The sequence below is a fragment of the Streptobacillus felis genome, assembly GCF_001559775.1.
In the GTDB taxonomy this organism is placed as follows: Bacteria; Fusobacteriota; Fusobacteriia; order Fusobacteriales; family Leptotrichiaceae; genus Streptobacillus; species Streptobacillus felis.
Genome location: NZ_LOHX01000144.1, coordinates 1 through 298 on the forward strand (window position 1 = coordinate 1; position 298 = coordinate 298).

General features: G+C 21.8%; 1 pseudogene. It reads left to right on the forward strand.

Annotated features, from left to right (window positions below):
• Nucleotides 1–117: 117 nt before the first annotated feature.
• Nucleotides 118–298: pseudogene (locus AYC60_RS02590) on the forward strand (hypothetical protein); the annotation flags it as partial.

Genomic DNA, 298 nt, shown 5'->3' on the forward strand with positions numbered 1-298 from the left:
CTTCCGATCTAAATAAAAAGAAATGAAAGAAATTTTTCTTTACACAAAGAATTGGTATATTCATACTATTAGGAATTTATAGGATTAGGATTACCAAATAAAAAATATGATATATGTTTGAGAAATTTACCAAAATCATCATTTTATTGGGATAATTTAGATGGGTATTTAGAAGAAATAGGAATTAAAAAGAAAAGAAGAATAGAAGTAATAAAATCATATACTAAATATTTTTCAAAACTTTTAAATACAGAAAATGCTAATGCAGAATACCTATATTCTTTTATGAATACAAACA